Source organism: Streptomyces sp. NPDC092045 (assembly GCF_044756005.1).
Taxonomy (GTDB): Bacteria; Actinomycetota; Actinomycetes; order Streptomycetales; family Streptomycetaceae; genus Streptomyces.
The window spans coordinates 42,649-59,211 of record NZ_JBIVSC010000008.1 but is presented as its reverse complement, the minus strand read 5'-3'; the positions used below and the strand labels follow the sequence as shown (position 1 = coordinate 59,211).

General features: G+C 75.3%; 11 protein-coding genes. 9 read left to right on the top strand and 2 right to left on the bottom strand.

Annotated features, from left to right (window positions below; genetic code table 11):
- The first annotated feature begins 185 nt into the window (after window positions 1-185).
- Both ACIQKA_RS20555 and ACIQKA_RS20550 read left to right on the top strand, forming a co-directional pair.
- Window positions 186-344 (top strand): hypothetical protein, encoded by a 159-nt coding sequence (locus tag ACIQKA_RS20555; RefSeq protein ID WP_402541867.1) that lies wholly within the window; start codon window positions 186-188, stop codon window positions 342-344.
- Between the two features lie 47 nt (window positions 345-391).
- Window positions 392-1,714 (top strand): acyltransferase family protein, encoded by a 1,323-nt coding sequence (locus ACIQKA_RS20550; protein WP_391095822.1) that lies wholly within the window; start codon window positions 392-394, stop codon window positions 1,712-1,714.
- On the opposite strand, the gene ACIQKA_RS20545 is transcribed toward ACIQKA_RS20550, so the two are convergent.
- Window positions 1,695-4,067 (bottom strand): PQQ-binding-like beta-propeller repeat protein, encoded by a 2,373-nt coding sequence (locus tag ACIQKA_RS20545; RefSeq protein ID WP_402541865.1) that lies wholly within the window; start codon window positions 4,065-4,067, stop codon window positions 1,695-1,697. The genes ACIQKA_RS20550 and ACIQKA_RS20545 overlap by 20 nt on opposite strands.
- Before the next feature lie 2 nt (window positions 4,068-4,069).
- Window positions 4,070-6,415: a protein kinase domain-containing protein gene (locus ACIQKA_RS20540; protein ID WP_383156380.1), complete on the bottom strand. Its 2,346-nt coding sequence runs from the start codon at window positions 6,413-6,415 to the stop codon at window positions 4,070-4,072.
- 227 nt (window positions 6,416-6,642) lie between these two features.
- Here ACIQKA_RS20540 and ACIQKA_RS20535 point away from each other — a divergent pair, with 227 nt between their 5' ends.
- The 7 genes from ACIQKA_RS20535 to galK all read left to right on the top strand — a co-directional run bounded on the left by ACIQKA_RS20535 (window position 6,643) and on the right by galK (window position 16,460).
- On the top strand, window positions 6,643-8,448 hold the full coding sequence (locus ACIQKA_RS20535) for an ABC-F family ATP-binding cassette domain-containing protein (RefSeq protein WP_383156378.1): 1,806 nt from the start codon (window positions 6,643-6,645) through the stop codon (window positions 8,446-8,448).
- A gap of 112 nt (window positions 8,449-8,560) precedes the next feature.
- Complete coding sequence (locus tag ACIQKA_RS20530; RefSeq protein ID WP_402541862.1) at window positions 8,561-10,390, top strand: PQQ-binding-like beta-propeller repeat protein; 1,830 nt, start codon at window positions 8,561-8,563, stop codon at window positions 10,388-10,390.
- A 13-nt stretch (window positions 10,391-10,403) separates the two neighbouring features.
- A complete protein-coding gene (locus ACIQKA_RS20525) occupies window positions 10,404-12,239 on the top strand; it encodes a PQQ-binding-like beta-propeller repeat protein (RefSeq protein ID WP_402541860.1) in 1,836 nt (611 codons plus the stop codon).
- A gap of 191 nt (window positions 12,240-12,430) precedes the next feature.
- Window positions 12,431-13,114, top strand: coding sequence for a LuxR C-terminal-related transcriptional regulator (locus tag ACIQKA_RS20520; protein WP_383152408.1), 684 nt, complete (start codon window positions 12,431-12,433; stop codon window positions 13,112-13,114).
- Between the two features lie 198 nt (window positions 13,115-13,312).
- Window positions 13,313-14,356: a galactose-1-phosphate uridylyltransferase gene (galT, locus tag ACIQKA_RS20515; RefSeq protein ID WP_402541858.1), complete on the top strand. Its 1,044-nt coding sequence runs from the start codon at window positions 13,313-13,315 to the stop codon at window positions 14,354-14,356.
- Window positions 14,353-15,324, top strand: coding sequence for a UDP-glucose 4-epimerase GalE (gene galE / locus ACIQKA_RS20510; protein ID WP_402541856.1), 972 nt, complete (start codon window positions 14,353-14,355; stop codon window positions 15,322-15,324). Before galT ends, galE begins: the two co-directional genes overlap by 4 nt.
- The gene (gene galK, locus ACIQKA_RS20505) at window positions 15,321-16,460 is read left to right on the top strand and encodes a galactokinase (protein WP_390110351.1); all 1,140 of its coding nucleotides are present in this window, start codon (window positions 15,321-15,323) and stop codon (window positions 16,458-16,460) included. The genes galE and galK overlap by 4 nt, the downstream gene beginning before the upstream one ends.
- Window positions 16,461-16,563: the final 103 nt, after the last annotated feature.

The window sequence follows — 16,563 nt, the reverse complement described above, 5'->3', positions numbered from 1 at the left end:
GGGCGCGGGTCCCGGTCCGCCGGGCGCGCCCCGGGTCCCGGTCCGCCGGGCACGCCCCCGGCCCCGTCACCGCCGGGGCCGTCCTCGCCCTGTGGGGCCTGGGCTACGGAGCGGTCCCGGTCACCTTCCAGACCTGGATCCTCGCCGCCGCCCCCGACGCCGTCGAGGCCGCCTCCTCGCTGTACGTGTCGGTGTTCAACCTCTCCCTCGCGCTCGGCGCCCTCCTCGGCGGCCTGGCCGTCGACCACGTCGCCACCGCCGGCGCCCTCTGGGCCGGCGGCGCCCTCGCCCTCCTCGCCGTGCCGCTGCTCCGCGCGGGCCGGGGTACTCGGGTACGCGTCTGAGTATCCGCGCCCTGTTCCCGGCCGGGCCCGCGCGGGACCGTACCCCCATGGGAAGCCGCAACCGCCTCCGCGCGCGTGACCTCGCCGCCGCCACGCCCTCCAGCCGGGACCGGTACGTCGACCTGCTCCGGGTCGCCTCGCTCGCCGTCGTCGTGCTCGGGCACTGGCTGATGGCGGCGGTCGGCCCGGACGGGGAGGTGGGGAACCTGCTCGCGGTCGTGCCCGGACTCCAGGCGGCGACCTGGGCGTTCCAGGTCATGCCGGTGTTCTTCTTCGTCGGGGGCTTCTCGCACGCCCTCGCCCACCGCTCCCGCCCCCGGTACGCGGAGTTCCTGCGGGCCCGGCTCCAGCGGCTGCTGCGGCCCACCACGGCGTTCGTCGCCGTGTGGGGCGCGGCAGCGCTCGTGCTCCAGCTGCTCGGCGCCGACGGAGGGCTCACCGGGGTCGCGCTGCGGCTCGTGACCCAGCCGCTCTGGTTCATCGGGATCTACCTGGCGATGGTCGCCCTCACCCCGCCGCTCCTGCGGCTGCACGAGCGGTGGGGCCGGGGCGCGTTCGCCGCGCTCGCGGGCGGCGCGGTCGCCGTCGACGCCCTGCGGTTCGCGGCGCACGTCCCGTTCGTCGAGTTCCTGAACTTCGCGTTCGTGTGGCTGGCGGTCCACCAGCTCGGCTTCCTGCGCGCCGACGGCATGCTCCGCCGCCCCGCGCTGCTCGCCGGCGCGGGCCTCGTGGGCGCGACCGCGCTCGTCGCCCTGGGGCCGTACCCCCTCTCCATGGTGGGGATGCCCGGCGAGAAGGTCTCCAACATGGCCCCGCCGACGCTCGCCCTGCTCTGCCACGGCCTGTGGCTGGTCGGCGCGGTCGAACTGCTCAGGGGGCCCGGGACCCGGCTCGTCGCCCGCGCCCGGGTCTGGCGGGCGGTGGTCGCCGCCAACGGGATCGCGATGACCGCGTTCCTCTGGCACCTGACGGCCATGCTCGGGGTGTACGGGGCGCTGCTCGGGAGCGGCGCGCGGCTCCCCGACCCGGCCTCCGGCGCCTGGTGGGCGCAGGTGCCGCTCCGGCTCGCGGCGGCGGCCCTGCTCACCGCCCTCCTCGTCGCCGCCTTCCGCCGCTTCGAGACCCCGGTGCCGCCCGCCCCGGCGACCGACGGCGGCGGCCCGCTCGCCGCCCTCGGCATCACCCTCGCCCTGCTCGGCGTCCTCGGCCTCTCCCTGACCGGCTTCGCCGGGCTCCTGGACGGCCACGCGGCGACCCTGATCGTCCTCCCGCTCACGGCCCCGGCCGCCGTGGCGCTGATCCTGGCGGGATGGCTGGCGGTGGAGCGGGCGGGCCGGGCGGCCGGGTCGGTCACCGGCCGGACGCGCTGAGCGCCACCAGCCCCTTCGTCCCCATCCCGTACACCTTTCCGCCGCCCGCCCGGAGCGCGCGCAGCACGCCGCTGCCGACCGAGGTGGACAGCCGGTACGTCCAGCGGGCCCGGCCGTCCTTCGCGTCCAGGGCCCACAGGTGCCCGCCGGAGCTGAGGTAGACGGTGTCGTCCGCGCTCTGGAGCACGGGCAGGCCGCCGCCCCCGGCCTCCAGGGTGTCGACCGAGCCCGCCCAGCGGACGGCGCCGGTGCGGGCGTCGAGCGCGTACACCCGGATCGCGAGGGAGGCGGGGGCCATGGAGGCGGCGGCGAAGACGGTCTTCCCGTCGGGGCTCGCCACCACCGTCTTCAGCGGGACCTCGGGAGAGGACCAGACGACGTTCCCGTTCGCCGGGTCGATCGCGTGGAGCCGGTCGGAGACGTGGAGGAACAGGCCGCCCGCCGAGACGAACGGCCCGTCCCGCCACGGGGTGTGGCGGCCCTGGAGCAGGGCGTCGTACGTGCCGGACGCGCCCTCGGCGCCGGGCGAGGGCTGCTCCCAGAGGAGCTTGCGGGTGCGGACGTCGAGCGCCGCGATCTTCTGCGCGCTGCCGTCGGTCTGCCGGCTCGCCCAGAACAGGCCGGTGCCGGAGGACGGGACGAGCAGCTGGCCCTGGGGGTACTTGACCTCCGGGTCCGTGAGGATCACCTGCCAGCCCTTCCGGGTGGCCGGGTCCAGGGACCAGACGAACGGGCCCGAGACGATCGAGAACCCCTTCTTCGGATCGATGCCGCTCCTGCTCGCCGTCCCGTCGACGTACACCCGCCCGCCCAGCATCCCGACCACGGACACCTGGTTCGACGTGCCGTACGGCAGCGGGACGGTCCACGCCTCGGCGCCGGTGTCGAGGCGGACGGCGCGCAGGACCTGGGAGAGCCCGCCCGCGCCCTGCCGCATCACGCCGTACACCGTGCCGCCGCCGACGGTCGCGACGAGCCCTCCGCCGTAGGCGCCGGTGGACAGGTCCGCCGGGTGGGCCAGGGGACCCCACTTCCTGCGGCCCGCGCCGTCGAAGGCCCACATGTTCTTGGTGCTGAGGGCGACGACGGTGTCGCCCTCGCGCAGGAGCTGCACCAGCGGCTCGGAGACCGGCGCCGTCCACAGGGGCTTCGCGGTGACCCGGGTGCCGAGGGGGCGTTCGGGGTCGGTGAGGGCGGGGGCGGGCCTCTTCCCCGCCCGCGGCTTTCCGTCGGCGGTCGGGCCGGTGCCGCCGTCCCCGTCCCCGGCGAGCCAGAGTCCGAGGCCGGTGCCGCCGCCCGCGAGGGCCACGGCGCCGCCCGTCAGACCGAGCAGCAGCAGCCGGCGGCGGCCGGGACCGGGGGCCGCGGGCGGCGCCGAGGGAGCGGCGGGGAAGGGCGGCGGCGGGAGCGCGGGGCCGGCGGCCGGGGCCCCGGCGGGAGGCGCGGGCGCCGGGGCCGGGACCACCGAGGGTGCGAGGACCGAGGCGGCCTCCTCGATCGCCGCGATCAGGGCGGGCGGCAGCCAGGCGCCCGAGGTCCTCGGCGCCTCGCCCCGCTCGGCGATCCCGACGATCTGCCGGGGCGTGGGCCGGTCCTCCGGGCGCTTCGCCAGGCACGCGGCGACGAGCAGCCGCAGCCCCTCGGGCACCCCCGACAGGTCCGGCTCCTCGTACACCACGCGCCGCAGGACGTCCGTCGGCGTACCGCCGTCGAAGAGGCCCGTGCCCCGGGCGGCGAACGCGAGGGTCGAGCCCAGCGAGAACACGTCGCTCGCGGGCCCGACCGGATCCGCCACGGCCTGCTCGGGCGACATGTACGCCGGGGTGCCCAGGATCATGCCGGTGGCGGTGAGCGCCGTGCCGTCGGCGCTCCGCGCGATGCCGAAGTCGATGAGGTGCGGCCCGTCGAGGGCGAGCAGCACGTTCCCGGGCTTGAGGTCGCGGTGGGTGAGGCCCGCCGCGTGGACCGTCTCCAGGGACGCGGCGATCCCGGCGGCGAGCGCCCGCAGCGCGGACTCCGGCAGCGGGCCGCCGACCGCCACCGCCCGGCCCAGCGAGACGCCCGGCACGTACGCGGTCGCCATCCACGGCACCGGGCCGTCCGGGTCCGCGTCGACCACGGGCGCGGTGAACGCGCCGGACGCGGCCCGCGCGGCGGTGACCTCGGCCCGGAACCGGGCCCGGAACGCCGCGTCGGCCAGCTCCGGCCGGATCAGCTTCACGGCGACGGTCCGGCCGCCCGACGAGCGGCCCAGGTAGACCGCGCCCATGCCGCCGGCGCCGAGCCGGCCCAGGAGGGCGTACGGGCCGATCCGGGGCGGATCGGCGGGACCCAGCGGTTCCAGCGGGCTCATCCTCAGGCTCCGTTCGCGTCCAGTGCGGCGACGGTCGTCGCCGCGACGTCGGAGACGCACAGTCTCCGGTCACCGGCGCTCCAGGCGACCTTCAGGAGGTCGTTCCCCTTGAAGCCGCCGAACTTCCAGCGCGCCGCGCCGCTCGCGGCGGAGAACGCCCACAGCGTTCCGTCGGCCCCCATCCGGTACACGTTCCCGTCGGCGCACAGCAGCCGGGCGCCCAGGGCCCCGAGGGACCCGCCCGCGGGTTCGGCGGGCAGCGGGGTGCGCCAGCGGGTCTTCCCGTCCGCCGCGCCCAGGGCGGTCAGCGACATCCCGCCGTCCTCGTCCCGGAGGAGCACGAAGACGGTCTCGCCCTTCTCGTCGGTCGCGCAGCCGCCGCCCCGGGGGGAGGCGGGGACGACCTTCGGCACCTTCCACACCGCCCGGCCGTCCGCCGGGTCCAGCGCGGACAGGGTGCCCTGCTTGTCGGCGGCGAGGAAGTACCGTCCGGCCGCCCCGACCAGGACGGCGGCCGTCTCCTTCGTCCAGGCGGTCCTCCCCCCGGCGTCCAGGGCGACGAGCCGCTGGGCGTCGGCGTACAGCAGGCCGCCGCCGGTCGACGGCAGCCCCCAGAAGACGGGTGTCGCCTCCGTGGTGTGGACCCAGGCGGTCCGGCGTCCGGCCAGGTCCACCGCCCACACCGCCGTCGAGGTCGTACCGCTCCCGGCCTCCAGCAGGGGGGAGAGGAAGGCGCGGCCCGCGCGGACGCCGGGGAAGGAGAGCACGCCGATGGCGGGCGGGTCGTCCAGGAGCGTCACCCGGGCGTCCTTGCCGTCGGCCGTGCGGACGGAGAGCACCCCGGCCCGGGAGCCGGACAGCGCGAACCTCGATCCGGAGACGTGCAGCCGGTCGCCGTCGACGGCGGCGAGCGTCTGCACGTTCGGGCCCGCCACGGAGGGCAGCAGGTCGTGGTCCCCGACCCTCACCGTCCACGCCGTGCGGCCCCGGCGGTCGAGCCCCACGACCGTCTCCAGCATCACGCAGGCGACGATCCCGCTCCCGGGGAGCACCTGTGCGACGGAGGAGGGCAGCCGCGCCTGCCAGGCCAGCTTCGCGTCGGGCACGCTCTCGGCGGACGGACGCGGCTTCCCCGTGCTCCCGGACGCCTTCGCGCCGCCGGGCTCCTTCGCGCCGCCGGCCGTCCCGCTGTCGCGGTTCAGTGCCCAGGCGGCCCCGGCCCCGGCGGCGAGCGTCCCGGCGGCCAGGCCCAGGAGCAGCCTCCGCCGGCCGGGGCCGGGCGGCGGAGGCGCCGGGGGCCCGGACGGCGGGGCGGCGAGCGGCGGCGTCGGCGGCGTCGCGGGCGCGGGCGGCTCCGGAGCGGGCGCCGCGAGCGCGGCCCGCAGGGCGAGGACGTCGGCGGCGACCGGCCCGGGCAGCCAGCCGTCCGGGAGGCGGGGCGCGTCCACCGGGGAGCCGGCGTGCGCGACCCCGGCGAGCAGGGCGAGACGGGGGTCGGGCCGGTCGCCGGGCCCGGTGCCGGGCGCGGGCAGCGGGCCGGCCCCGGGCCGCGGCCCCTCGACGGCGGCGATGACCTCGCGCGGGGACGGGCGCTCCGCCGGGTCCTTGGCGAGGCAGCGCCCGATCAGCGGCCGCAGGCTCTCCGGGACGGCCGACAGGTCCGGCTCGGTGTGCACCACCCGGAACAGCACCGCCGCCCCCGCGCCGTCCCCGAAGGGGCTCTCCCCGCGGGCGGCGAAGACCACCGTGGTCCCGAGCGAGAACACGTCGCTCGCCGGGGTGAGGTGCTGCCCGAGGGCCTGCTCGGGCGACATGTACGGGGCCGAGCCGATCACCGCGCCGGTGGAGGTCAGGGCCGTGCCGTCGGTGGCCCGCGCGATGCCGAAGTCGATGACGTGCGGGCCGTCGAGGGCGAGGAGGACGTTCGCCGGCTTCAGGTCCCGGTGGACCACCTGCGCCGCGTGCACCCCCACCAGGGCCTCCGCGAGGCCCGCCGTCAGCATCCGCAACGCGGCCTCCGGCAGCGGCCCGTGGGCGGCGACCGCCCGGCTCAGCGGGACGCCCGGGACGAACGCCGTCGCCATCCACGGCACCGCGGCGTCCGGGTCGGCGTCCACGACCGGGGCGGTGAACGCCCCCGAGACCAGCCGCGCCGCCGCCACCTCGCGCCGGAACCGGTCCCGGAACTCCCCGTCCCCCGCCAGGTCCGGCCGCACCACCTTCACGGCCACCGTGCGGCCCCCGGACGAGCGCCCCAGGTACACCGCGCCCATGCCGCCCGCGCCCAGCCGGCCGACGAGCGCGTACGGGCCGACCTGCCGCGGATCGCTTCCGGCCAGTCGTTCCATGCCTGACCTCCCTCCCCCGTGAGGCCCCACAGGGTAGTGGCGATCACCACGCCGGGAAGGACGTTCGCGCGCACCCGCCCGGATCGGGTGCCGTCCGCCGCCCGGCCGGCGACGGCGGGTCCCGGCCCCGCCCGCGGCCCCGCGCCACAACCTTTTCGTCACGGAGAGTGACAGGTCGCCCCACGGTCTACCCTGGACGTCGATCGATCACCCCGTCAGGAGTCAACGTGGCCGTCAACCTGGTCAATGTCGAGAACGTCAGCAAGGTGTACGGCACCCGTGCCCTGCTCGACGGCGTCTCGCTCGGCGTCTCCGAAGGGGACCGGATCGGGGTCGTGGGCCGCAACGGCGACGGCAAGACCACCCTGATCCGGATGCTCGCCAGGCTGGAGGAGGCCGACACCGGCCGCGTCACCCACAGCGGCGGCCTGCGCCTGGGCGTCCTCACCCAGCACGACTCGCTCGACCCGGAGGCGACCGTCCGGCACGAGGTGATCGGCGTCATGGCCGACCACGAGTGGGCCGGCAGCGCCAAGATCCGCGACGTGCTCACCGGCCTCTTCGGCGGGCTCGACCTGCCCGGCTTCGAGAACGGCCTGGACACCGTCATCGGCCCGCTCTCCGGCGGCGAGCGGCGCCGGATCGCGCTCGCCAAGCTCCTCATCGAGGACCAGGACCTCATCGTCCTCGACGAGCCCACCAACCACCTCGACGTCGAGGGCATCTCCTGGCTCGCCCAGCACCTCCAGAACCGGCGCTCGGCGCTCGTCTGCGTCACCCACGACCGCTGGTTCCTCGACCAGGTCTGCACCCGCATGTGGGACGTGCAGCGCGGTGACGTGCACGAGTACGAGGGCGGCTACTCCGACTACGTCTTCGCCCGCGCCGAGCGCGAGCGGATCGCGGCCACGGAGGAGGTCAAGCGGCAGAACCTGATGCGCAAGGAGCTGGCCTGGCTGCGGCGCGGCGCCCCCGCCCGCACCTCCAAGCCCCGCTACCGCATCGAGGCCGCCAACGAGCTGATCGCCGACGTCCCGCCGCCGCGCGACACCGGCGAGCTGATGAAGTTCGCCAACGCGCGCCTGGGCAAGACGGTCTTCGACCTGGAGGACGTGACCGTCACCGCCGGGCCCAAGGAGCTCCTCACGCACCTCACCTGGCAGCTCGGCCCCGGCGACCGCGTCGGCCTGGTCGGCGTCAACGGCGCGGGCAAGACCTCGCTCCTGCGCGCCCTCGCGGACGCGGCCCGCACCGGCGGCGAGGAGCAGCCCGCCGCCGGCCGGATCGTCGTCGGCAAGACCGTCCGGCTCGCCTACCTCTCCCAGGACGTCACCGAGCTCCCCGGCACCCTGCGCGTCCTGGAGGCCGTGCAGCAGATCCGGGACCGGGTCGACCTCGGCAAGGGCCGCGAGATGACGGCCGGCCAGCTCTGCGAGCAGTTCGGCTTCTCCAAGGAGAAGCAGTGGACGCCGGTCGCGGACCTCTCCGGCGGCGAGCGCCGCCGCCTCCAGCTGCTGCGCCTGCTCATGGACGAGCCGAACGTCCTCTTCCTCGACGAGCCCACCAACGACCTCGACATCGAGACCCTGACCCAGCTGGAGGACCTCCTCGACGGCTGGCCGGGCTCCATGGTCGTCATCTCCCACGACCGGTTCTTCATCGAGCGGACCACGGACAAGACGTTCGCCCTGCTCGGCGACAGGACCCTGCGGATGCTGCCGCGCGGCATCGACGAGTACCTGGAGCGGCGCCGCAGGGCCGTCGAGGCGGCCGTCCCGGCGCCCGCCGCCGCCCCCGCGCAGCCGAAGCAGGGCGTCTCGGCGGCCGACGCGCGCGCCGCGAAGAAGGAGCTCCAGAAGGTCGAGCGGCAGCTCGACAAGGTCTCCGAGAAGGAGGCGAAGCTGCACGCCCGGATCGCGGACGACGCCACCGACTTCGAGAAGGTCGCGAAGCTCGACGCGGAGCTGAGGGACCTCGTCGCGGAGCGTGAGGAGCTGGAGATGCGCTGGCTGGAACTGGCCGAGGACGCATAACGAGGGCATTACAGGCCGGTCCTCCCTTGGGAACAAGGGGCGGACCGGTCGCTTTTGCGCCATCGCGTGGGTGGTAGAAAGAAAACCCGTTCACGCCTAGGGGGAACCAGCCATGTCGCAGCCGCCCAGCAACCAGCCGCCGGGGGGCTTCGGAGCCCCCCGGGACCCGAACCAGCCCTCGGGCCCCTCCCCGCAGGGGCAGCCGCCCGTGCCGCCGGTCCCGCCGCAGACGCCGCCGCCCCCGCAGGGGCCGCCGCCGGCCGCGCCCGGCCCGTACGGACAGGCCCCGCAGCAGCCGGCGCCCGGCTACGGCTACCCGCAGCAGCCCGGCCAGCCCGGCCAGCCCGGTCCGTACGGCCAGCCGGTCCCGCCGCCCTACGGCTACCCGCAGCAGCCCGGCCAGCCCGGTCCGTACGGCCAGCAGCCCAACCCCTACGGCGGCTACCCCGGCCAGCCCGGTCACCCCGGCGCCCCGACCCCGCCCGGCGGCGGTCCCGCCAAGAACCGGACCGCCCTCGTCGCCGGCGTGGCCGCCGCGGCCGTCCTGGTCGCCGCCGTCACCACCTGGGCCGTCGTCGGCGGCGGCGGTGACGACGAGAAGGACCCGGTGGCCCAGCCCACCGCCACCGCCTCACCGACCTCCGGCGCCCCCAAGCCCTCGGAGTCGGTCGACCAGGGCGACGGCTCCGGCGACGGGCGCAACGGCGAGGAGGACCTCAACGCGGGCCGCCAGGACGGCGAGGCCAAGGTCAACTGGCTCCTGAAGAACACCGTCGACCTGCCCCGCAACGGCGCCGACGTCAAGGGCCCCTGGGTCGTCGGGGACACGGTCGTCAAGGCCATGTACAAGAGCGTCGAGGGCTACGACCTCGCCACCGGCGCCGTGAAGTGGACCGTCGACCTCCCGTTCGAGCTGTGCGCGGCCCCGACCGAGCCCTCCGCGAACGGGGTCATGGTCTTCGGGTACGAGGAGAGCGCCAAGGACGGCGCCAAGTGCACCGAGCTCCAGCAGATCGACCTGAAGACCGGCAAGGCCGGCTGGAAGAAGGCCGTCCCGAAGGCCACCGGCCTCTTCGCCTTCTCCGACAACACCCTGACCATCAGCGGCAACACGGTCACCGCGGCCGGCTCCAGCAGCGCGTACGGCTTCTCGCTCGCCGACGGCCGGCAGCTCTTCACGGGCGCCACCAGCGGCTGCAAGCCCTTCGCCTACGCGGGCGGCAAGAAGCTGATCGCCGCCATGAACTGCCCCTCGGGCGACAGCTCCAAGAAGGTCCAGGCGGTCGGCGAGGTCGACCCCGCCACCGGCAAGCCGAAGTTCACCTTCCGGCTGGAGGCGAACTGGGAGGTCGACAAGGTCTACTCGGTCGACCCGCTGGTCGTCTCGGCCACCCAGCGCGAGCAGAAGAAGTGGGGCATCTTCGCCCTCCGCCCCGACGGCAGGCTGCGCTCCAACATCCAGGGCGGCACGGACAAGTTCGCCCCCTCGTGCGGCGGCAGCTTCGTCATCTTCGGCAAGAACCTCCAGGGCTGCACCGGCGTCGCCGCCGACGCGAACACCTTCTACATGGCGACCGACACCGGCTACGGCAAGGCCAACGAGGTCGTCGCCTTCGACCTGGACAACGGCAAGGCCAAGTGGCGTTCCAAGGCCCCCGGCGAGCAGACGATCGTGCCGCTGCGCACGGAGGGCTCCGAGGTCCTGGCGTACGTGAAGGCCTCGTACAACAAGGGCGGTGCCGTCGCCACCATCGCCCCGACCGGCGGCGCGCCGAAGATCCTGCTCCAGCACCCGGCCTCCACCGCCGAGATCGAGAACAACTTCTACAGCGCCGGCTACGCCTACGGCAACGGCACCTTCGTCGTGGCGAGCGGACGCGTCTCCGCCACGAACGACAAGGAAGAGAAGCTGGTCAAGACGATGATGGCCTTCAGCAAGTGAGGTACACGGACCGATGACGCAGCCACCCCCGCCCCCGCCGAACCAGCCGCCGGACCCGCAGGGAGGCTTCGGAGCCCCGACGCCTCCGCCGCAGGAGCCCGGCTACGGCCACCCGCAGCAGCCCGGCTACGGCTACCCGCAGCAGCCCGGCCCCGGCTACGGCTACCCCCAGCAGCCCCCGGCCGACCAGGGCTACGGCTATCCGCAGCAGCCCCCGACGGCTCCGCAGCAGGCCCCGTACGGCTACCCCGGGCAGCCCCGGCCCGACCAGGGGTACGGCCACCCGGCCCAGCCGCACCAGCCGCAGTCCCCGTACGGCTACCCGACCCAGCCGCAGCAGCCGCAGTACGGCGGCGGCCACCAGCAGCCCGCCCCGCCGGCGCCCGGCGGCGGCAAGAAGCTGTCGGCGCAGCTCCAGATCGTCATCGCGGCGGTCGTCGCGATCGCCCTCATCGTCGGCTTCGGCATCTGGTACGCCAACTCCGGCGACGGCTCCGACGAGGCCAAGGACCCGGGCGGCACCACGCAGGGCGCCACGGGCGGCGGCGACACCGGCGCCAAGGGCGGCGGGGGCGGCAAGGAGAAGGCGCCCGCCGACACGCAGGCGAAGGTGGCCTACAAGATCGACATCCCGAAGGTCCCGGACGTCACCGACGTCTCCGGCTCGTGGATCACCGACAAGGCGTTCGTGAAGCCCGGCGTCAACTCGCTGGTCGCCTACGACCTGGACAAGGGCGGCGTCCTGTGGACGCTGCCGCTGACCGGCCAGATGTGCGGCGCCTCGCGGCACGTCAGCGCCGACAACAAGCTGCCGATCCTCTTCGAGGCGGCCAAGCGGGTCGCGCCGCGCTACTTCCAGCAGTGCACCCAGGTCGGCGTGGTCGACCTGAACACCGGCAAGCTGGTGTGGTCCGACGCGGTCTCCGTCGGCGACGAGAAGGCGCGGCTCAGCGAGGTCACGCTCAGCGGCTCGACCGTCGCGGCCGGCGGCGGCGACGGCGGCGCGGCCTTCGACCTCAACAGCGGCAACCCGCGCTGGAAGCCGAAGGAGGACGCCAACCGCTGCTACGACCTGGGCTACGGCGGCGGCCCGGCCCTCGTCGCGGTCCGCAAGTGCGGCTCGTACGACAACCCGACCGTGCTGGTCCAGAACCTCGACCCGGTGTCGGGCAAGCCGCTCTCGCAGTTCAAGATGCCGACCGGCGTCAAGTACGCCTCGATCGTCTCCAGCAAGCCGCTGGTCGTCGCGGCCGACGTCGGCGAGACCGCCGGCGACGGCAGCGGCATCTCGGACTTCTTCTCGATCGACGAGAAGACCGGGAAGCTGAAGGCGAAGATCACGGCGGACGCGGACCAGTACGCGGCCCGCTGCCGCACGACCCAGGTCGAGTCCTGCCACCAGGCGGTCGTCGGCAACGGCAAGCTGTACGTGCCGACCGAGGAGCACGAGGGCAGCACCGGCGAGTACGGCTCCGAGACCAACGAGATCGTCGGCTTCGACCTGGCCACCGGGCGCATGCTGCCGGAGAAGGCCGACGCGGGCGACAAGTACACCTACGTCCCGATGCGGATGGACGGCGCCAACATCATCGCCTACAAGGAGGCGCCGTACGACAAGGGCGGCCGGGTCGTCTCGGTCGACGGGGCCACGATGAAGGAGACGCTCCTCCTGGAGAACCCGGCGGACCGGACGACCCAGAACCCCGAGCGGAGCTTCAGCCTGAACGGCGCCGACCTCCGCTACGCGGACGGCCGGTTCTTCCTCTCGGACAACCTGCTCAGCAAGCCCCGGGAGTCGGACACCGGCCCCAAGGACTACCTGGCGGTCTCCTTCGCCGTCCCGCGCTGACGGCGGAACGGCACACGGCCGCGGGCCCCTCCGGACCACCGGAGGGGCCCGCGGCCGTCTCCGGCGGTCCCGTTCGCCCGGCCGGGCGGCCCGTGTCCGGGATTGGCGCGATACGGGGCGGGGGAGCGTGTAGCTTGCCGGGTTCGGGCCCGCCGGGTTCTCCGGCGGGCGGAGGAGGGGGAATGACCGGGATGGGCGTACGCCTCGTGGTGGTCGACGACCACCGGCTGCACGCGGAGGCGCTCGCCTCGGCGCTGAAGCTGCGCGGGCACCGGGTGCTCGCGGCGGCCGCGCCGGTGGCGGGGGCGGCGGAGCTGGTGGTGGGCCGGGTGCCGGAGGTCTGCCTCCTGGGCACGGCGGCGCCGGACGGGCCGGGGGTCTTCGACCCGGTCGTGCGGATCAAGCGGGAGCGGCCGCAGGTGGCCGTGGTGGTGCTCGGCCCGGTGCCGTCGCCGCGCGGGATCGCGGCGGCGTTCGCGGCCGGGGCGTCGGGGTACGTCCGCCACGACGAGCGCATCGAGGGCGTCGAGCGGGCCCTGGTGAAGGCCAGGGCGGGCGAGTCGGCGGTGGCGCCGCAGCTCCTCCAGGGCGCCTTCGCGGAGCTGCTCCACCCGTCGGAGCAGCCGGACGACGAGGGGCAGCGGCTGCTGCGGCTGCTGACCCGGCGGGAGGCGGAGGTCCTGGTGCGGGTCGCGGAGGGCGAGGACACCCGGGTGATCGCGGTGGGGATGGGGATCGCGCCGAGCACGGCGCGGACGCACGTGCAGCGGGTCCTGATGAAGCTGGGGGTCGGCTCCCGTCTGGAGGCGGCGGCCCTGGCGGCCCGCACGGGCCTCCTGGACCGGGCCCTGCCGGGGCCGAGGGGCGCCTGCTAGGGGACGTCTCGCCGACCAGGCCGGATCGGGGTCGGACGCGCCCCGGGGGCCGGGCGGGCGCCCCCGGCTCCGTCCGGGGAGTCCGCGTGGATCGCACCCCGCGCCGGGGCGGTCCTCGCCATTGACGGTGATGTTCGAATGTGATTCTTTGTGCGTGGTTCTGTTTGAGCGCGCTTGGTCCTGCCCGGAGGGCATCCCGTGAAGAAGACCGTCACCACGCTCGCCGACGGGCGCGAGCTCATCTACTACGACGCGCGCGAGGACACCGTCCGCACCGCCGCCGACCCCCGCCCCCTCACCCGCGTCGTCTCCCGCTCCGAGATCCGCCGCGACGAGCTGACCGGCGACCCGGTCACCGTCGCCTCCCACCGGCAGGACCGCACCTACCTCCCGCCGGCCGACGCCTGCCCGCTCTGCCCCTCCCGGGACGGCCGCGAGAGCGAGATCCCCGAGAAGGACTACGAGGTGGCGGTCTTCGAGAACCGCTTCCCCTCCCTCTCCGGCGGCGTCGGCCGCTGCGAGGTCGTCTGCTTCACCGACGACCACACGGACTCCTTCGCCGACCTCACCGAGGAACGGGCCGCCCTCGTCCTCGACGCCTGGACCGACCGCACCGCCGCCCTCTCCGCCCTCCCCGGCGTCGAGCAGGTCTACTGCTTCGAGAACCGGGGCGCCGAGATCGGCGTCACCCTGCCCCACGCCCACGGCCAGATCTACGCCTTCCCCTACGTGACGCCCCGGACGGCCGCCATGAGGCGCCGGATCGACGAGCACCGGGAGGCCACCGGACGGAACCTCTTCGACGACATCGTCGCCCGGGAGAGGAGCGACGGCGAGCGGGTGGTCCTGGAGACCGACCACTGGATCGCCTTCGTGCCGTACGCCGCCCACTGGCCGTACGAGGTCCACCTCCACCCGAAGCGGCGGGTGCCCGACCTGCTCGCGCTCGACGGCGCCGCCCGCACAGAGTGCCCACAGGTCCTTCTGGAACTCTTGAGGCGCTTCGACCGGATCTTCGGACCGGACGCGCCGCCGACGCCCTACATCGCCGCCTGGCACCAGGCGCCGTTCGCGGACGGGCGGCGCGAGGACTTCGGGCTCCACCTGGAGCTCTTCACCGTCCGGCGGGCCCCGGACAAGCTCAAGTTCCTCGCGGGCACCGAGTCCGGCATGGGGGCCTTCATGAACGACGTGCGGCCGGAGGACGCGGCCCGACGACTGCGAGAGGTGGCGAGCGCGTGACGCGCAGGTATCTGGTGACGGGCGGAGCGGGGTACGTGGGCGGCGTGGTCGCCGCCCACCTCCTGGAACGGGGCCACCGGGTCACCGTCCTCGACGACCTCTCCACCGGCTTCGCCGAAGGCGTCCCGGAGGGCGCCGAGTTCGTCGAGGGGCGCGTCCAGGACGCCGCGCGGTGGCTCGACGGCTCCTACGACGCCGTCCTGCACTTCGCCGCCTCCTCCCAGGTCGGCGAGTCCGTCGCCAGGCCCGAGAAGTACTGGGAGAACAACGTCGGCGGCAGCATGGCCCTGCTCGCCGCCATGCGCGCGGCCGGGGTCCGCCGCCTCGTCTTCTCCTCCACCGCCGCCACCTACGGCGAGCCGGAGACCGTGCCGATCCCCGAGACCGCGCCGACCGCCCCCACCAGCCCCTACGGGGCGACCAAGCTCGCCGTGGACCACATGATCGGCGGCGAGTGCGCCGCCCACGGCCTGGCCGCCGTCTCGCTGCGGTACTTCAACGTGGCCGGGGCGTACGGCCCGTACGGCGAGCGCCACGAGCCCGAGTCGCACCTCGTCCCGCTCGTCCTCCAGGTCGCCCTGGACCGGCGCGAGGCGATCTCCGTGTACGGCGAGGACTACCCGACCCCGGACGGCACCTGCGTCCGCGACTACATCCACGTCGCCGACCTCGCCGAGGCCCATCTGCTCGCCCTCGACGCCATGACGGCGGGCGAGCACCTGATCTGCAACCTGGGCAACGGCAACGGCTTCTCCGTCCGCGAGGTCGTCGAGACCGTCCGGAAGGTCACCGGCCACCCGGTCCCCGAGGTCGTCGCCCCGCGCCGCCCCGGCGACCCGGCCGTCCTCGTCGCCTCCGCCGACACCGCGCGCGAACGGCTCGGCTGGACCCCCTCCCGCCCCGACCTGGCGGACGTCGTCACCGACGCCTGGGCCTTCGCCCGGAGCAGAGAAGGAGAGCGCCCGTGAGCGTCGCGGCCGGATTCGAGCGCCTCTACGGCGCCGCCCCCGACGGGGTCTGGGCGGCCCCCGGGCGGGTCAACCTCATCGGGGAGTACACCGACTTCAACGACGGCTTCGTGCTGCCGCTCGCCCTGCCGCACACCGCCGTCGCCGCCGTCTCCCGCCGCGACGACGGCGTCCTGCGCCTGCACTCGGCCGATGTCGACGGCGGGGTCGTCCGGTTGGCCGTGGACTCCCTCGAACCGCTCTCCGGCGGCGGCTGGGCGGCCTATCCGGCCGGGGTCGCCTGGGCGCTGCGGGAGGCCGGGCACCCGGTGACGGGGTTCGACCTGCACCTCTCCTCGACCGTGCCGACCGGCGCCGGGCTCTCCTCCTCGGCCGCCCTGGAGGTCGTCACCGCGCTGGCCCTGAACGACCTGTTCGGGCTCGGCCTCTCCCGGCCCGAGCTGGCCCGGCTCGCCCAGCGCGCCGAGAACGCCTTCGTCGGCGTGCCCTGCGGGGTCATGGACCAGATGGCCTCCGCCTGCGCGGTGGAGGGCCACGCCCTCCACCTGGACACCCGCGACCTGTCGTACCGCCGGGTCCCCTTCGACCTGGCCGCCGAGGGGCTGACGCTGCTCGTCGTCGACACCCGGGTGAAGCACGCGCTCGGGGACGGCGCGTACGCCGAGCGGCGCGCCGGGTGCGAGGCCGGCGCGCGGGCGCTCGGCGTGCGCGCCCTGCGCGAGGTCGACGCCGCGCGTCTGCCGGAGGCGCTCGCACGGCTGGAGGACGAGACGGTCCGGCGGTACGTGCGGCACGTCGTCTCGGACAACGCGCGCGTGGAGCGGACGATCGCGCTGCTCGACGCGGGCGATCCCCGGGCGGTCGGCCCGGTCCTCACCGAGGGCCACGCCTCCCTCCGGGACGACCTGCGGGTCTCCTGCCCCGAACTGGACCTGGTGGTCGAGTCGGCGAACGCGGCCGGGGCGCTCGGCGCCCGGATGACCGGCGGCGGCTTCGGCGGCTCGGCCGTCGTCCTGGTGGAGACCGACCGGGCGGAGAAGGTCGCCGCCGCCGTCGGCGAGGCCTTCGCCCCGGCCGGGCACGCGGCCCCGGGCGTCTTCCCGGCCGTCCCCTCGGCGGGCGCCCGCCGCCTCTGAGGAGACCTGCCGCCGCCGGGGGCGTCCGCCGCCTCCGAGGAGCCCTTTCCGGCCCCGGCCCGCGGCGGTTCCGGCCGCCGTCCCCGACAGTTCCGCGATTCGG